Source organism: Brachybacterium sp. SYSU DS0246, from assembly GCF_059391765.1.
Genome location: NZ_JBZXYT010000004.1, coordinates 58,609 through 74,037 on the forward strand (window position 1 = coordinate 58,609; position 15,429 = coordinate 74,037).

Sequence of the window (15,429 nt, forward strand, 5' to 3'; positions counted from 1 at the left end):
GGTGGCCCAGGGACTGATCAATCGCGACGACATCAACCTGGTGCGCGAACGCTCGCGCCTGGACGAGGTCGTCGCCGAGCACGTCACCCTGCGCACTGCCGGAATCGGCTCGATGAAGGGCCTGTGCCCCTTCCACGACGAGAAGACCCCGTCGTTCAACATCCGGCCGCAGCTGGGCCAATGGCACTGCTTCGGGTGCGGCGAGGGCGGCGATGTCATCTCCTTCGTCCAGAAGATCAATCACCTCAGCTTCGTCGAGGCCGTCGAGCTCCTGGCGGGCCGCTACGGGATCCAGCTGCGCTACGAGGAGTCGAGCTCGGGCGGCGGGCGCGGTGACCGTCCCGATTTCGGGACCCGTCGCCGCCTGCTGGATGCTCACGCCATCGCCGAGGAGTACTACTGCGAGCAGCTGGCCGGTCCGGCCGCCGAGGTGGGTCGCCGGTTCCTGACCGAACGCGGCTTCGACCGGGAGGCTGCCGAACGCTTCGGCGTCGGCTTCGCCCCGGAGGGCTGGGACTCCCTGACCTCCGTCCTGCGCGGTCGCGGCTTCACCGAGCAGGAGCTGGTGGCCAGCGGGCTCGTCTCCCAGGGTCAGCGGGGCGTCTACGACAGGTTCCGCGGGCGGCTGGTGTGGCCGATCCGCGACATCACCGGCAACACCATCGGCTTCGGGGCGCGCCGGCTGCTGGAATCGGACAAGGGCCCGAAGTACCTCAATACGCCCGAGAGCCCGATCTACCACAAGTCCAACGTGCTCTACGGCCTGGACCTGGCGCGCAAGGAGATCTCGAGACAGCGCCGCGTGGTGGTGGTCGAGGGGTACACCGATGTGATGGCCGCGCACCTGGCCGGCGTCACCACTGCCGTGGCCTCCTGCGGCACCGCGTTCGGCGCAGACCACGTCAAGATCGTCCGGCGCGTGATGGGGGATTCAAACCCGTCCTCGGGGCTGCAGCTGAACGCCGACGGCCGTGGGCTCTCCGGGGAGGTCGTCTTCACCTTCGACGGCGACGCCGCCGGACAGAAGGCCGCGCTGCGCGCCTTCGAGGAGGACCAGAAGTTCGTCGCCCAGACCTACGTCGCCGTCGAGCCCGAGGGCATGGATCCGTGCGAGCTGCGCATCGCTCGAGGGGACCAGGCGGTCGTGGACCTGATCGAGGCCCGCAAGCCCATGTTCGAGTTCGCCATTCGTTCGGCGATCTCCCAGGTCGACCTCGACACGGTCGAGGGCCAGGTCAGTGCGCTGCGGATGGCCGCCCCCGTGGTCGCACGCATCCGCGACCGGGCGATGCGCCCCGAATATGCCCGACGCCTGTCGGGATGGCTGGGCATGGATGAGCGCACCGTGCTGCGGGCCGTCCACGACGCCTCCCGCAGCGAAGACCGCACCGGCAGGCATGCTGACGAGCCGCTGAGCACGGAACGCCCCGGTACCGCGACGGCGAGCGCGGGGGAGCAGCCCGCGGTCCCCGTCGCGCGTCTCGCCGACGCGGTCGGTCCCCGCGACCCCGTCGGACAGGTCGAGACCCAGTCCCTCGCGGTGATGATGCAGACCCCGCACCTGCTGGACACCGAGACGGTGGCAGCCCTGCCGGACGACGCCTTCCACGTGCCGGCTCTGCAGAGCGTGTGGGACGTGATGCTGGCTGCCGGAACACTGCTGGATGCGACGGAGGGGACTCTCCACCCCGCCCGCTACCTCGAACAGGTCCTCGAGATCGCGGGGGAGACCGTGCGTCCGCTGATCGTGGAGATCGCGAATCTCGACCTGCCCGCCCGCGACGAGGAGGGGCTCCAGCGACTGGCCAACTCGCTGCTGGCTCGTCTCAGCGAGCTGTCGATCACCCGGGAGTACTCCGTGCTCAAACAGCGTCTCCAGCGCACCGATCCCTCGGACGGAGAGCGATACCAGGAGATCCTGGGCCGCCTCGCGCAGGTGCAGGAGAAGCGCCGGGCACTGCGCCAGAGCGTCGAGTGAGCGTCATCCGGAGGTGCTGACGCCACCGGGTACGGGGCCATGCAGGGACGGAGCCGTGACCACCGTGAGCCGTGGAGCCATCACGGAGCCATGGAGCCACGGGGTCGCTGCGCCGTCGCGCCGTGGAGCCACGTTCTGTCCGGAAAACCGGAAGCCGGTCTAGGGCCTGCCCCCTGAGGCCGATGTCGCCGCGTTGGTAGCGTTCCCCGAGCGCGCCGACCGGCGTGCCCCGTTCCACGCCCTATGCTGCCGAGGCGATCCCTCGCAGCCACCCGGAGCTGCCCCCATGCGACTGCCCGACCTCTCGAGGTACCAGCTCCCGCGCGAGTACACGCGGCTCGCGCGGCGCGCGGTGCGTCACGTCGTGGGAACCGTGCTCGGACTCCTGATCGGACCGCTGCTCGTGCTCGCAGCCCCGCTGCAGTTGATGCGCCTGCGGGCCCCCTTCCGTCGGGTGCGCCGCTGGGAGCTGTACCGCCTGCGCCGCTTCTACCAACTGCAGGTCGGGGCGGGGGACGGTGCCTTCCTCGGCGGACGCCGAGCGCTGCTGCACGGGCCGTTGTCGGCGGTGCTCGGGTACGTGATGTGCGATCTGCTGCTGCTGGTCGCCGCGGTCGTCCTGGGCAGTTTCACCCAGCTGCTGGCGGCCGGTCCCGTGGTGCTCGAGTTCGCCGTGTGGACCATCAGTCGTCCTGCGCTGCCGGTGCTGGTGATCTTCGGGACCTCCAGCCTGCTGGCCACGGCCCTCTACGCCGAGTTCGCGGTCTGGTTGCAGGCGAAGCTCCTGGGCCGCTGGACGACGGTCACGCGCCAGGATGCGCTGGAGACCCGCATCAGCCGCCTGCTGACCACGCGCCGCGGCGTGGTCGTGGCGATCGACGACGAACGCCGCCGTATCGAGCGCGATCTGCACGACGGGGTCCAGCAGAACGTGGTCTCGCTGTCGGTGACGCTGGCCCGGGCCCGGCGCGCCACGGATCCCCACCGTTCCGCCCAGCTGCTGGAGCAGGCTCACGGCCAGTCCCAGGCTCTGATCGAGGAGGTCCGCCAGGTGGCCTGGCGGATCTACCCGACCACACTCGACGAGCACGGACTGGTCGCCGCCCTGGACGGTGTCGCCGCGACCAGCCCGGTGCCGGTCCACGTGGACCACAGAATCGAGGCCGAGCTGCCTCCGGCGGTCGAATCGGCCGCCTACTTCGTGGCGCGGGAAGCGGTGACCAACGTGGTCAAGCATGCCGGTGCCCGCACCATCCGGATCACCGTGGCCACTGAGGGCGAGCCCGACCGGCGCGTCCTGCGGCTGGCGGTCCACGACGACGGCACCGGCGGTGCCGATCCCGAAGGCGGCGGACTGCAGGGCCTGGCCAGGCGGGTCGCAGCGCTGGACGGTAGCGTGAGCGTGAACAGCCCGCCCGGCGGCCCCACCGTCATCACCGCGGAGATGCCCTGTGACTGAGCCCCACGTCCCGTCGACCCCCGAACAGCCCGACGGGGAGGGTCCCCGCGCGCCGCTCAGCGTGGTCCTCGCCGACGATGCGGTGCTGCTTCGTGAGGGTGTCCGCAGCCTGCTGGTCGACGAGGGCATCGACGTCCTCGCCTCCGTGGGGGACGGAGACGCCCTGCTGAGCGCGGTCGCCGCGCATCATCCGCGCCTGGCGATCGTCGACGTGCGCATGCCGCCCACCCACACCAACGAAGGGCTGCTGGCCGCGGTGCGGATCAAGCGCGACCACCCGGACGTCGGGGTGCTGATGCTCTCCCAGTACGTGGCGCGCGAGTACGCCAGCGAGCTGCTGGGCACCGAGACCCCCGGGATCGGGTACCTGCTCAAGGACCGGGTCACCGAGATCGACAGCTTCCTCGACGCCGTCCACCGGGTCGCCGACGGAGGCACCGTGATCGACCCGGCCGTGGTCCGTGCCCTGCTGCGCGCGCCGGAGCAGCAGAAGGCGGTGAGCCGCCTGACGCCGCGGGAGATCGAGGTGCTCGAGGCGATGGCGGAGGGTCTCTCGAACCGCGGAATCGCCGAGCGCATGTTCGTCTCGCTGAGCACGGTGGAGAAGGCGATCAGCGCCATCTTCGACAAACTCGAGCTGGCCGGGGACGAACAGACCAGCCGCCGTGTCCAGGCCGTGCTGCGCTACCTCGACGACCGGTAGACCCGTCGCGGTCCACCATCGCGACTCGTCCCGGTCGAGCGGTACGGCTGGCCCGGCTCCTGGTGGACCGGCACCGGGTCGGCCGTCGCCCCGCGGACCGGCGTCCGGGCTCGTTCAGACGAGATCGAGCGCTCGGGCAGTGGCATCCTCGACCCCTCCGCGCGCCGAGGCGTACAGCAGCCCGGTGGTGAAGGCGTTGTGGCCGCTGCGGGCACCCAGTGCGGCGTGCTCTCGCAGGAACTCGCACGCGACGACCGCGTCCTGCAGGTCTCCCAGCACCTGCTGCGCCGTGGTGGCCTGCTCGAGGTGCGTGGCCGCCGCGGGCTCGGCGTCGGCCAGCAGCTCGGCTGCGTACCGCCACCGCTTGGCGGCCTTGCGCGCCGAGTGCAGTGCGACGGGGTGCCCCTCGGAGCTGCGGATGCGGCGACGGACCCGACGCCGGGACTTCTTGAGGGTCTTGGCGACGTCCTGTCCCGTCAGGGCCGGCGGGTCGCTGCACCAGGCGGTCAGCTGTTCCGTCGCACGTCCCCATCGCGGGTCCTCGCAGGCCGCCGACAGTGCGTCGAGTCCTTCTCGCCGACGCGCTGAGAGCGCCTCGGCGAGGTCGCGGCGCGCCGGGCCGAGCACGAGCTCATCGGGAAGGGCCTCCAGTTCGGGCAGCAGGCTGCCGGCGAGGACATCGGCGTCGCGGATCCGTCCGAGTGCCAGGGCGACGAACCGCAGATCCTCATCGAGGGCGCCGGGCTCCGGGAAGGAGCGGGCGAAGGTGCGCACCGTCGCCCGCAACCGGCGCAGGGAGGTTCGCGTGTGGTGGACCGACTCCACGTCGGCGTCCCGCGCGATCGACTCGAGCCCGCTCAGAGCTCGCTGTGCATGCTCCCGGACGTAGCGGGCCAGGGGGTCCTCAGCACTCACCGATCGTCTCCTTCGTCCCCTCGAGCATCGCTGCTCGTCCGGCCGGGCCACGAGAACGTCCTTCTGCGACCGGCACCGGCCGGACGGCGTCGGGGTAGGCCAGGCGGGGCTTGAACCCGCGACCGACGGATTATGAGTCCGCTGCTCTGACCGGCTGAGCTACTGGCCCGTGCGCCCTGGGCAGGGCGTCGTCGAACTTACCACGGGCCGAGCCCATGACCTGGCGCGATGTGACGCGTGCACGCGGTACGACGGCCGTTGGGCGCCGACCCGGAGCCAGGACGTGCCGCGCCCCGGCACGTGTCCACGGTGGTGTGGTTAGATGCGTCATAGTGCCCGGCGGGATGCCCGCTCGGAGGTGCGCCCAGGTGCTGCTCCTGCTAGAGTCTTCCAGGTCGATCCCGCATAGCTCAATCGGCAGAGCATTCGACTGTTAATCGAAGGGTTGTTGGTTCAAGTCCAACTGCGGGAGCCACAGGAGGAGAACAGCCCCGGGGTCACTCCGGGGCTGTTCTTCGTTCACCAGGTTCTCGTGAAGGAGCAGGACGATGTCCTCTGTCCCCGATGATCGCTTCGAGCTCCCCGAGGACTTCGGCCCGGGAAGCGTCTGGGCCGACCGCTCCGGCCACCGCACCCTCGTCGGCCGCAACCAGCGCGGCGTCGAGATCCCGATCGGACTGGGCGAGGGTGAGATCAGCCCCGGCGAGCTCCTGAAGCTCGCCCTGATCGGCTGCGCCGGCATGAGCAGTGACGTCAACCTCTCCCGCCGTCTGGGCGAGGACTTCGACATGCGGCTGTGGGCGCACGGTCTCTCGGAGGACTCCGACAACCGGTACCACTCGATCGCCGAGCAGGTGCAGCTCCCCGTGGAGCAGCTCACCGAGGCCGAGACCGCTGAGATCACGAAGGTCTTCGGGCGCGCCGTCGCCGCCGGATGCACGGTCGAGCGCACCATCGTCCCCGGCGTCGAGGTCACCCACGAGGTGCTCGGCGGAGCCGGAGCCGCCCCGGAGGCGGAGACCGCGCACGGATCCGCGGAGAGCTCCCTCTCTGCCACGGGCGAGGACGCCGAGGCGACGGGGCAGGTCGAGCGATGACCATCCGGCCCATCCGCATCGTCGGGGACCCGGTTCTGCGCACCCCGTGCGACCCGATCAGGACGGTCACCGACGCCACCCGCAACCTTGCCCGGGACCTCATGGACACCGTCGACGACGAGGGCCGCGCCGGCGTGGCGGCCAATCAGATCGGGGTAAGCCTGCGCGCGTTCTCCTGGAATCTCGAGGACCACGGCGCCGGGCACATTCTCAATCCGGCCATCGTCGAGCTCTCCGAGGAGACCCAGGACGACGACGAGGGCTGCCTGTCGATTCCCGGTCTGTTCTTCCCGCGCACCCGCAGCGCCTATGCGCGGTGTGTGGGCACGGACGTCGACGGCAATGACATCGAGCTGGCCGGAGAAGGAATCGTCGCCCGGCTGATCCAGCACGAGGTCGCACACCTCGATGGCGAGCTCTACATCGACGGGCTCGAGAGGTCCGTCAAGAAGAAGGCATTGCGCCAGATCAGAGAGACCCTCTAAAGTAAGGCCAGGACACAGACCCGGTCTGGCATCTCATTTCCGTCCGGACGGTACCGATTCGTTGGGGAAGACGCATCGGAAACCGGAAGGAACGAGATGACTCAGGGCGTTCTGTATGTGCACTCCGCTCCGCGAGCCCTCGCACCGCATATCGAATGGGCCGCCAGCGGAGTCCTCGGCATGCCCTCGCGCATCCACTGGGACGAGCAGCATGTCGGCCGCGGCCTGGTGCGCGCCGAGATGACGTGGCGGGGCCGCGAGGACACCGGCGCGCGGCTCGTCAGCGCACTGCGCGGCATGCACGAGGTGCGCTTCGAGGTGACGCAGGAGGCGACCGCGTCCACGGACGGGGCGCGCTGGAGCTGCACCCCGGAGCTCGGCATCCACCACGCCGCGACCGACCACGCCGGCAACACGGTGCTCACCGAGGACCGCGTGCGCGGATGCATGGAGCGTGCGGGGGATGATCCCTCGGCGCTGCGCCGCGAGCTGGGCATCGCGCTCGGGGAGCCCTGGGACGAGGACCTCGAGATCTACCGGCACGCCGGCGACGGCGTGCCCATGCGCTGGCTGCACCGCGTGGGCTGATTCCCGCCTCGCCCTCGTCGGCCACCGGCAGGTCGGGCACCGCGCCCGACGCGAGAGCGCCGCATCTGGCCAGGAGATGCGGCGCTCTCTGTATCCTGCGTGGTCGCGGCGAGATCCTGCGTGGTCGCGGTGAGAATCCTGTGGTCGCTGCGCGACCCGGCGCTCAGGCGCTGGTGAAGAGCACGGCGACGTCGTGCCCGCCGAAGCCGAAGGCATTGTTGAGCACGGCGATGTCACCACCGGGGAGGTCCACCGGCTTGTTCTGAGCCACGTTCAGCGAGACCTCGGGATCGAGGTTCTCGATGTTGATCGTGGGCGGGGAGACGCGGTGGTGGGAAGCGAGGACCGAGAAGACGGATTCCAGCGCGCCCGCGCCGCCGAGCAGGTGGCCGGTCATCGACTTGGTCGAGGTGACCACCAGCTGATCGGTGACCCCGTCCAGCGCATCGGAGACGGCGTTGAGCTCGCTGATGTCGCCGAGCGGCGTCGAGGTGCCGTGGGCGTTGACGTGGACCACGTCGGCCGGCGCGACGTCGCCGTCGGTGACCGCCTCGCGCACCGCGCGGGACTGCCCCTCGAGCGAGGGGGCCGAGATGTGGTACGCGTCCGAGGCCATGCCGCGTCCCGCGGCGTAGGCGTACACGCGGGCACCGCGGGCGGCGGCGTGCTCCTCGCTCTCGAGCACGAGGATGGCTGCGCCCTCGCCGAGGACGAAGCCGTCACGGTCCACGTCGTAGGGCCGGGAGGCGTGCTCGGGATCGTCGACGCGGGGGGAGAGGGCGCGGATGTTGGCGAAGCCGGCCAGCGGCAGGGGGTGCACGCAGGCCTCGGTGCCGCCGACGACCACGACATCCGCGCGGCCCGAGCGGATCATGTCCATCCCGCCGGCGACCGCCTCGGCGCCGGAGGCGCAGGCCGAGACCGGCGTGTGGGCGCCGGCGCGGGCCCCGAGCTCGATCTCGATGTGCGCACTGGAGGAGTTCGCCATCAGCATCGGGACGGTGAAGGGGTTGACCCGGCGGGCGCCGCGCTCGCGCACCACGTCCCACTGGTCCAGGATCGTCCAGACTCCGCCGATGCCGGTGCCGACGACCACGCCCAACCGGGTGGGATCGACGTCGGGCGTTCCCGCATCCGCCCAGGCCTCGCGGGCGGCGATCATCGAGTACTGGCCCGAGGGGTCCAGCTTCTTCGCCTCGGGCCGGGCGAGGTGCTCGAACGGGTCGATGGCGATCTGGCAGGCGAAGTCCACGGCCAGGCCGTAGCGCTCCTTCCAGTCGTTCTCGAGCGTACGGGCGGTGGAGGTACCGGCCAGCGCGGCGTTCCAGGTGGAGGCGACGTCACCGCCGAGCGGGTTGACGGTGCCGAGACCGGTGACGGCGACACGGGAGCGGGAAGCGGACATGCGGACCTCCAGGTCGGGTGGGCGAGAAGGCGGCGACGCCCGGGACGGGAACGTCCCGGGCGTCAAGCGGGGATCAGGACTGCGCGCCCTCGATGTACTTGACGGCGTCGCCGACGGTGGCGAGGTTCTTGACCTCTTCGTCGGGGATGCGCACGTCGAACTTCTCCTCGGCGTTGACCACGATGGTCATCATCGAGATCGAGTCGATGTCGAGGTCGTCGGTGAAGGACTTCTCGAGCTTGACGTCCTCGGTGGCGACACCCGTCTCCTCGTTGACGATCTCGGCGAGGCCCTCGAGGATCTCGTTCTCGGTGTGTGCCATGGGTTCTCCTTAGGTCTATGGAATGTTGGCGGTCAAAGACTACCCGCGTCGCGGCCGGGGATCCGGCAGCCGAGGCGAGATAGTGGCACGGGCGTGACGCGGGTGACAAGCACCCCGGCGCGATGTGTCCGCAGCGGTCAGGGGAGGACGAGCACCTGGCCGGCGTAGGCCAGGCCCGCCCCGAAGCCGAACTGGACCAGGACGTCGCCGCTGCGGACGGCTCCCTCCTGGATCAGGCGGTGGGTGGCCAGAGGGATCGAGGCGGCCGAGGTGTTCCCGGTCTCCGCGATGTCCCGGCCGATGACGACGTCCTCGCGCAGCTGCAGCTGCTTGGCGAGCTCGTCGACGATGCGCATGTTGGCCTGGTGGGGGACGAACACGTCGACGCCCTCGACACTCAGTCCGGAGGCGTCGAGCATCTCGCGGACCTTCTGGGCGGTGTGCCACACGGCCCAGCGGAACACCGTGCGACCGTCCTGCTCGAGCGTGGGCCAGTCGCCCGTCCCGTCACGGAAGTCGATCATCGAGCCCGTCATGCGGATCGTGTCCCAGCTGTCCCCGTCGCTGCCCCATACGGTGGGGCCGATCTTCGGCTCGTCGCTGGGGCCGACGATCGCCGCGCCGGCGCCGTCGCCCAGCAGGAAGGAGATCGAACGGTCGGTGGGGGAGACGAAGTCGGAGAGCTTCTCGGCGCCGATGACCAGCACGTGGCGTGCCGCTCCGGTGCGGATCAGGGCGTCGGCCTGGCCGATGCCGTACGCGAACCCGGCGCAGGCCGCGGAGATGTCGTAGGCGATGACATCGGGGCGGCCCAGCTCGCCCGCCAGCAGCGTCGCCAGCGACGGCGTGGGATACGGGAAGGAGATGGTCGAGACGATGATCGCGTCGAGCGTCTCGAGGTCGATCCCGGAACTCTCGATCGCCTCCTTCGCCGCGGTCAGCGACAGGTCCTTGACGCCGACGTCCTTGCTGGCTCGGGTGCGGGTGATGATCCCGGTGCGCTGACGGATCCACTCGTCCGAGGAGTCGATCGGCCCGACCAGGTCATCGTTGGGCACGACGAGATCGCCGCGGGCGGCGCCGTAGGCCAGGACCTGGGATCCCGGGACGGTGGGGCGGTGCTGGAGGGAGACTCGCGCTGCCATGTCAGTGCTCCTGGCCTTCGGACGCGGCGACACCGGCGTGCTCGTGCACCAGGTCGCGGGCGGCCTCGAGATCGTCGGGCGTGTTGAGGTTGACCGTCGCGACGCCCTTGAGATCGCGCTTGGCCAGGCCGGTCAGGGTGCCGGCCGGCGAGAGCTCGACCATCCCGGTCACGCCGCGATCGCGCAGCGCGCCCATGCACGCCTCCCAGTCGACGGGGGAGGCGACCTGGGTGACGATCAGCTCGAGGTAGCGGGACCCGGTGGAGACCGATTCGCCGCCGGCGTTGGAGATCAGCGGCGAGGACGGGTCCGCGACGGAAAGCGAGGGAACGAAGCCGGCGAGCTCGTCGCGGGCTCCGGCCATGTACGGAGTATGGAACGCGCCGGCAACCGGCAGCGGGATCACCCGCGCTCGCGACGGCGCATCCTCGGCCAGGGCGGCGAGAGCGTCGGTCGAGCCGGCGGCGACCACCTGCGCGGCGGAGTTGATGTTCGCGGCGTGCAGTCCGTGGCGCTCGATCGCGGCCAGGACCTCGTCGCGGGCCCCGCCGACGACCGCGGCCATCCCCGTGGGCTCCGCGGCGGCGGCCTTCGCCATCGCCTGGGAGCGGACGGCCACCAGACGCATCGCATCCTCATCGCTGAGGACGTGGGCCAGGGCGGCGGCGGTCAGCTCGCCGACGCTGTGGCCCGCGATGACGTCGGCCGGCGGCAGATCGGGACCGTCGTCCTGGGGACCGAGCTGGGTGCCCGCGATGATACCCGCCGCGACCAGCAGCGGCTGAGCGATGGCCGTGTCGCGGATGGTGTCGGCGTCGGACTCGGTGCCGTGACGCAGGAGGTCCACGCCGGCGGCCTCGGACAATGAGGCGAGCATCGCCTCGACGCCGGGCAGCTCACGCCACGGGCTCAGGAATCCGGGCTTCTGGGCCCCTTGGCCGGGGCAGACGATCGCGAGCACGAGGACCTCCAGGACGGGGAATGCGGGGAGCGGCGCTCGGGGGTGCGGCGCCGTGGGGGAAGCGGACGCCGGGTCATCCCTCGCGTACGAGGGATGACCCGGCGGTGATCAGGACTCGCCGCCGAACGAGCCGGACTGGCCGGCGTTGACGTTCAGCAGGTCGTACTTGTCGATGGCCTGGCGGACCACCGCGGCGTCGATCTTGCCCTCGCGGGCCAGCAGCTGCAGGGTCTTGACGACCATGGAGTGCGCGTCGATCTTCAGGTGGCGTCGAGCCGCCGGGCGGGTGTCGGAGAAGCCCCATCCGTCGGCCCCGAGCACGCCGTACTGCCCCGGGACCCATTCGCGGATCATGTCCGGGACCATGAAGTCGTAGTCGGAGGTCGCCACGAACGGGCCGCTGACGCCCTCGAGGCGCTGCGAGATCCACGGGGTGCGCTGATCCTCGGGGCTGAGCAGGTTGTGCTTCTCCGCCTCCAGGGCCTCCTTGCGCAGCTCCGTCCAGGAGGTCACCGACCAGACGTTGGCGCGTACGCCCCAGTCCTCGGCCAGCAGCTCGCGGGCGTGGCGGGCCCACGGCACGCCGACGCCGGAGGCTAGCAACTGTGCCTCGGGCCCGTCGCCCTCGGGCAGGCCCTCGACGACGTACATCCCCTTCAGCAGGCCCTCGACGTCCAGGTCCTCCGGCTCCGCGGGCTGGACGATCGGCTCGTTGTAGACGGTGATGTAGTAGAAGACCTCCTGCAGGCGGTCGTCCTCGCCGTACATGCGCTGCAGACCGTCGCGGATGATGTGGCCGAGCTCGTACCCGTACGCAGGGTCGTAGATCACCGCGCCGGGGTTGGTGGCGGCCAGGATCGGCGAGTGGCCGTCCATGTGCTGGAGGCCCTCGCCGGCCAGCGTGGTCTTGCCGGCCGTCGCGCCGATGACGAAGCCCTTGGCCATCTGGTCCCCGGCGGCCCAGAAGAAGTCGCCGGTGCGCTGGAACCCGAACATCGAGTAGAAGATGTACAGCGGGATCATCGGGAAGTCGTGCGTGGCGTACGAGGTGCCCGCGGCGGTGAAGGCTGCCGTGGAGCTGATCTCGTTGATGCCCATGTGCTTGATCTGGCCGGAGGTGGACTCCTTGTAGGCCAGCAGCAGGTCACGATCGACCGAGAGGTAGTTCTGCCCGTCGGGGTTGTAGATCTTCGCCGTCGGGAACAGCGAGTCCATGCCGAAGGTGCGCGCCTCGTCGGGGACGATCGGGACCCAGCGCTTGCCGGTCTCCTTGTCACGCATGAGGTCCTTGAGCAGACGCACCAGTGCCATGGTGGTGGCGATCTCCTGCTTGCCCGACCCGCGACGGGTGACCTCGTAGGCCTTGTCGCCGGGCAGCTCGAGCGCCTTGTGCTCGGTGCTGCGTGAGGGCATGGGCCCGCCGAGCTCCTCGCGGCGCTGCTTGAGATACTTCATCACCGGGGCGTCGTCATCCGGCAGGTAGAGCGGGGCGTCGTAGACGCTGCCGGACTCGAGCTGCTCATCCGTCACGGGGATGCGCAGCGTGTCGCGGAGCGCCTTGAGATCCTCGAGGGTGAACTTCTTCATCTGGTGGGTCGCGTTGCGGCCCGCGAAGTTCGTCCCCAGCCGGTATCCCTTGACGGTCTGGGCGAGGATGACGGTCGGCTTGCCCTTCTGGGCCATGGCGGCCTGGAAGGCGGCGTAGACCTTCTGGGCGTCGTGCCCGCCGCGGTTGAGCTTCCACCAGATGTCGTCGTCGGAGAGGTCCTCCACGAGCGCCTTGGTGCGCGGATCGCGCCCGAAGAAGTTGTCCCGGATGAAGCCGCCGGATTCGGCGCGGTACGTCTGGTAGTCACCATCGGGAGTGGCGTTCATCAGGTCGATGAGCGCACCGTCGGTGGACTTGGCCAGCAGAGGATCCCAGCCGGAGCCCCAGACGACTTTGATGACGTTCCAGCCCGCGCCACGGAACTGCGCCTCGAGCTCCTGGATGATCTTGCCGTTGCCGCGCACCGGCCCGTCGAGCCGCTGCAGGTTGCAGTTGATGACGAAGGTGAGGTTGTCCAGGTGCTCCTTGGCGGCGATGTGCAGCGCGCCGCGGGACTCGACCTCGTCCATCTCGCCGTCGCCGAGGAACGCCCAGGTGTGCTGCTCGCTGGTGTCCTTCAGCCCGCGGTTGCTGAGATAGCGGTCGAAGGAGGCCTGCTCGATCGCCGCGACCGGGCCGATGCCCATCGAGACCGTCGGGAACTCCCAGAAGTCCTGCATCGCCCGCGGGTGCGGGTACGAGGGCATGCCGTGCTCGCTGGAGAACTCCTGGCGGAAGCCGTCCAGATCCTCCTGGCCGAGGCGGCCCATCATGTAGGCGCGCGCGTAGATCCCGGGGGAGGCGTGGCCCTGGAAGAAGACGTGATCGCCGCCGCCGGGGTGGTTGCGGCCACGGAAGAAGTGGTTGAAGCCGACCTCGTACATCGTGGCGATGGAGGCGTAGCTGGAGAGGTGGCCGCCGACGGCGACCCCGGGGCGCTGGGCGCGATGGACGAGCATCGCTGCGTTCCAGCGGTTGATGTTGCGCAGCTCCTTCTCGAGCTCCACGTCACCGGGGTACTCGGGCTGCTCCTCGACGGGAATGGTGTTGACGTAGTCCGTGGTCAGCGACTCCGGAAGCTCCAGGTCGCGTTCACGGGCGTGCTGGATGAGGCTCTGGACGACCTCCGAGGCGCGCTCGTCGCCCCGGTGCTCGACGAGTCCGTCGAACGAGTCCAACCACTCCTGCGTCTCCTCCGGGTCGGGATCCTGCGCGTGACTGGGCAGGTTGATGCCGATGGGACGAGGGGTCTCGTGCGAACTCACACTGTCCTTCTCTCTTCGGGAGGCGATGGACCGGCCGTGGGAGCAGTGGAACGCCGGTGGGCCCGGCTCCTTCGGCCTCGGTCCGAGCAAGCCTACCGTCGCCGGGGCGCGGAGGGCCCTTCACGATCCCTCCTCAGGTGTGAGACGCCGGACACCCCGTACGGGCGCGCCGGAGTCACAGGCCCGCAGGTGGCGGAGGGTGCGGACGGCCCTCATCGCCCGGTGCCACCTCGAATCTCACCCGCGTGCGCCCCTGTAGTGCAGGAGGGTGGCTCGTGACATAGAATCGGCGCGCAGAGTTCGGTCCACCGTCCCCTCGGGCACGGCCGGACCTGCCGTATCTGCTTTGCCCCATCCTGTGAGGAGCCTTTTCTTGTCACCGTCGGCCGACGCCCCTTCGCCCAGCTCTCTTGCCGAGGCGCTGACGTTCACCTCGGGCCAGATCGTGCAGGAGTTCGGCTACGACGATGATGTCGACCTGGATCTGCGCGACGCGATCGAGGACCTCATCGACGGTGAGCTCGAGGACGAGGACTGCCAGGAGATCGTCGACGCCGTGATCATGTGGTGGCGCGATGGTGACGGCGACCTGACCGACGCGATGGTCGACACCCTCACCACCCTGGCGCCCGGCGCGCCCGTGTGGGTTCTGACCCCCAAGGCGGGCCGCGACGGGCACGTGCCCCCGGGAGAGATCCAGGAGAGCGCCGGGGTCGCCGGTCTGCGCGTCCTGACCACCGTGAGCCTCGCGCCGGATTGGACGGGGACCCGCCTGGCCAGCCGCCCGAGCTGATCACCTCGCGGCGGCCTCGCCCGCGAGGTGACCGCGCCTCGCGCGCGGGCGCGCGGCGTGCGATAGAAAGGGTCACCTGAAGGAGGTCCGGGGGCGCAGCTCCCGTCCGGGTCGTTAGCTCAGCTGGTCAGAGCGTCTGGTTTACACCCAGAAGGTCGGGGGTTCGAGCCCCTCACGACCCACCACGAGACACGGTGCACGGACACAGTTCAGCTCCGGCTCGCGCCCGGCGACGGGGTGCACCGACCTCACCGCGTGCACCGCCTCACGGGGCGTAACGGCCTCACGGCGTGCGCCGGGCTGTGGACCCTCGGAGCGGGGTGTGCGTCGGCCGGAGGGAAGCGTTCGTCAGCGGGTGACGACGTAGGCGAGCACCAGCAGGCACGGCACCGCGAGCGCCGCGCAGCCCCAGACGACCGCGGTCCGCCGGTCCTGGGCACGTTCCTCATCGGTACGGGGCCGCTCACCGCCGGGGAGACCGGCCGCCTCGGCCTCCTCACGATCACGGTTGCGACGCACCAGCAGCCGGCCGATGATCACGATCAGGAAGGCAAGGATCGTCACGCCGAAAAGGAGCAGGATCAGGGTGTCGATGGCGGATCCTCCTGACGGGATGGAACGGATGTGGACAGGATCTCATGGCCTCGGGCAGCCGCCTGGGCGGTTCCTATACTGGAGGACCATCGCGGCAGGCTCGGACCGTTCTCGCACAGTTCGCCCGGGTG

14 protein-coding genes and 3 tRNA genes are annotated in these 15,429 nt (G+C 70.1%); 9 read left to right on the forward strand and 8 right to left on the reverse strand.

Annotation, left to right across the window (positions count from 1 at the left end):
* The first annotated feature begins 1 nt into the window (after position 1).
* The 3 genes from dnaG (at position 2) to AC5020_RS03030 (ending at position 4,140) form a co-directional block, all read left to right on the forward strand.
* A complete protein-coding gene (gene dnaG, locus AC5020_RS03020; RefSeq protein WP_464987170.1) occupies positions 2-1,978 on the forward strand; it encodes a DNA primase in 1,977 nt (658 codons plus the stop codon).
* 286 nt (positions 1,979-2,264) lie between these two features.
* Positions 2,265-3,437 carry a sensor histidine kinase gene (locus tag AC5020_RS03025; protein WP_464987171.1) on the forward strand — a complete coding sequence of 391 codons (1,173 nt, stop codon included), beginning with the start codon at positions 2,265-2,267 and terminating at the stop codon, positions 3,435-3,437.
* On the forward strand, positions 3,430-4,140 hold the full coding sequence (locus AC5020_RS03030) for a LuxR C-terminal-related transcriptional regulator (protein WP_464987172.1): 711 nt from the start codon (positions 3,430-3,432) through the stop codon (positions 4,138-4,140). Before AC5020_RS03025 ends, AC5020_RS03030 begins: the two co-directional genes overlap by 8 nt.
* A 114-nt stretch (positions 4,141-4,254) precedes the next feature.
* Here the strand turns inward: AC5020_RS03030 and AC5020_RS03035 are convergent, their stop codons facing one another.
* Together AC5020_RS03035 and AC5020_RS03040 are read right to left on the reverse strand one after the other, a co-directional pair.
* Positions 4,255-5,055, reverse strand: a complete 801-nt coding sequence (locus AC5020_RS03035) for a CHAD domain-containing protein (protein ID WP_464987173.1) — start codon at positions 5,053-5,055, stop codon at positions 4,255-4,257.
* A 95-nt stretch (positions 5,056-5,150) separates the two neighbouring features.
* Positions 5,151-5,224, reverse strand: a tRNA-Ile gene (locus tag AC5020_RS03040).
* A gap of 230 nt (positions 5,225-5,454) precedes the next feature.
* Here AC5020_RS03040 and AC5020_RS03045 point away from each other — a divergent pair.
* The 4 genes from AC5020_RS03045 to AC5020_RS03060 all read left to right on the forward strand — a co-directional run bounded on the left by AC5020_RS03045 (position 5,455) and on the right by AC5020_RS03060 (position 7,225).
* Positions 5,455-5,530: transfer RNA gene (locus tag AC5020_RS03045), tRNA-Asn, on the forward strand.
* A 73-nt stretch (positions 5,531-5,603) separates the two neighbouring features.
* A complete protein-coding gene (locus AC5020_RS03050) occupies positions 5,604-6,152 on the forward strand; it encodes an OsmC family protein (RefSeq protein ID WP_377793977.1) in 549 nt (182 codons plus the stop codon).
* Complete coding sequence (locus AC5020_RS03055) at positions 6,149-6,637, forward strand: peptide deformylase (protein ID WP_464987174.1); 489 nt, start codon at positions 6,149-6,151, stop codon at positions 6,635-6,637. The genes AC5020_RS03050 and AC5020_RS03055 overlap by 4 nt, the downstream gene beginning before the upstream one ends.
* A 96-nt stretch (positions 6,638-6,733) precedes the next feature.
* Positions 6,734-7,225: a DUF3145 domain-containing protein gene (locus AC5020_RS03060; RefSeq protein WP_377016875.1), complete on the forward strand. Its 492-nt coding sequence runs from the start codon at positions 6,734-6,736 to the stop codon at positions 7,223-7,225.
* A gap of 163 nt (positions 7,226-7,388) precedes the next feature.
* Here AC5020_RS03060 and AC5020_RS03065 read toward each other — a convergent pair whose 3' ends face one another.
* From AC5020_RS03065 to aceE, 5 genes are all read right to left on the reverse strand, one after another.
* Positions 7,389-8,630, reverse strand: coding sequence for a beta-ketoacyl-[acyl-carrier-protein] synthase family protein (locus tag AC5020_RS03065; protein ID WP_464987175.1), 1,242 nt, complete (start codon positions 8,628-8,630; stop codon positions 7,389-7,391).
* Positions 8,631-8,703: 73 nt separating this feature from the next.
* Entirely contained in the window at positions 8,704-8,952 is a 249-nt protein-coding gene (locus AC5020_RS03070) for an acyl carrier protein (RefSeq protein WP_377016879.1), read from the reverse strand.
* Positions 8,953-9,089: 137 nt separating this feature from the next.
* Complete coding sequence (locus tag AC5020_RS03075; protein ID WP_464987176.1) at positions 9,090-10,097, reverse strand: beta-ketoacyl-ACP synthase III; 1,008 nt, start codon at positions 10,095-10,097, stop codon at positions 9,090-9,092.
* A gap of 1 nt (position 10,098) precedes the next feature.
* A complete protein-coding gene (locus AC5020_RS03080) occupies positions 10,099-11,058 on the reverse strand; it encodes an ACP S-malonyltransferase (RefSeq protein WP_464987177.1) in 960 nt (319 codons plus the stop codon).
* A gap of 108 nt (positions 11,059-11,166) precedes the next feature.
* Positions 11,167-13,911 carry a pyruvate dehydrogenase (acetyl-transferring), homodimeric type gene (gene aceE / locus AC5020_RS03085; RefSeq protein ID WP_464987178.1) on the reverse strand — a complete coding sequence of 915 codons (2,745 nt, stop codon included), beginning with the start codon at positions 13,909-13,911 and terminating at the stop codon, positions 11,167-11,169.
* A gap of 373 nt (positions 13,912-14,284) precedes the next feature.
* On the opposite strand from aceE, the gene AC5020_RS03090 reads away from it, so the two are divergent.
* Together AC5020_RS03090 and AC5020_RS03095 are read left to right on the forward strand one after the other, a co-directional pair.
* Positions 14,285-14,704, forward strand: a complete 420-nt coding sequence (locus AC5020_RS03090) for a DUF3052 domain-containing protein (protein WP_377016887.1) — start codon at positions 14,285-14,287, stop codon at positions 14,702-14,704.
* Positions 14,705-14,812: 108 nt separating this feature from the next.
* Positions 14,813-14,889, forward strand: a tRNA-Val gene (locus AC5020_RS03095).
* A 163-nt stretch (positions 14,890-15,052) separates the two neighbouring features.
* Here AC5020_RS03095 and AC5020_RS03100 read toward each other — a convergent pair.
* Complete coding sequence (locus tag AC5020_RS03100) at positions 15,053-15,268, reverse strand: hypothetical protein (RefSeq protein WP_464987179.1); 216 nt, start codon at positions 15,266-15,268, stop codon at positions 15,053-15,055.
* Between the last annotated feature and the right edge of the window lie 161 nt (positions 15,269-15,429).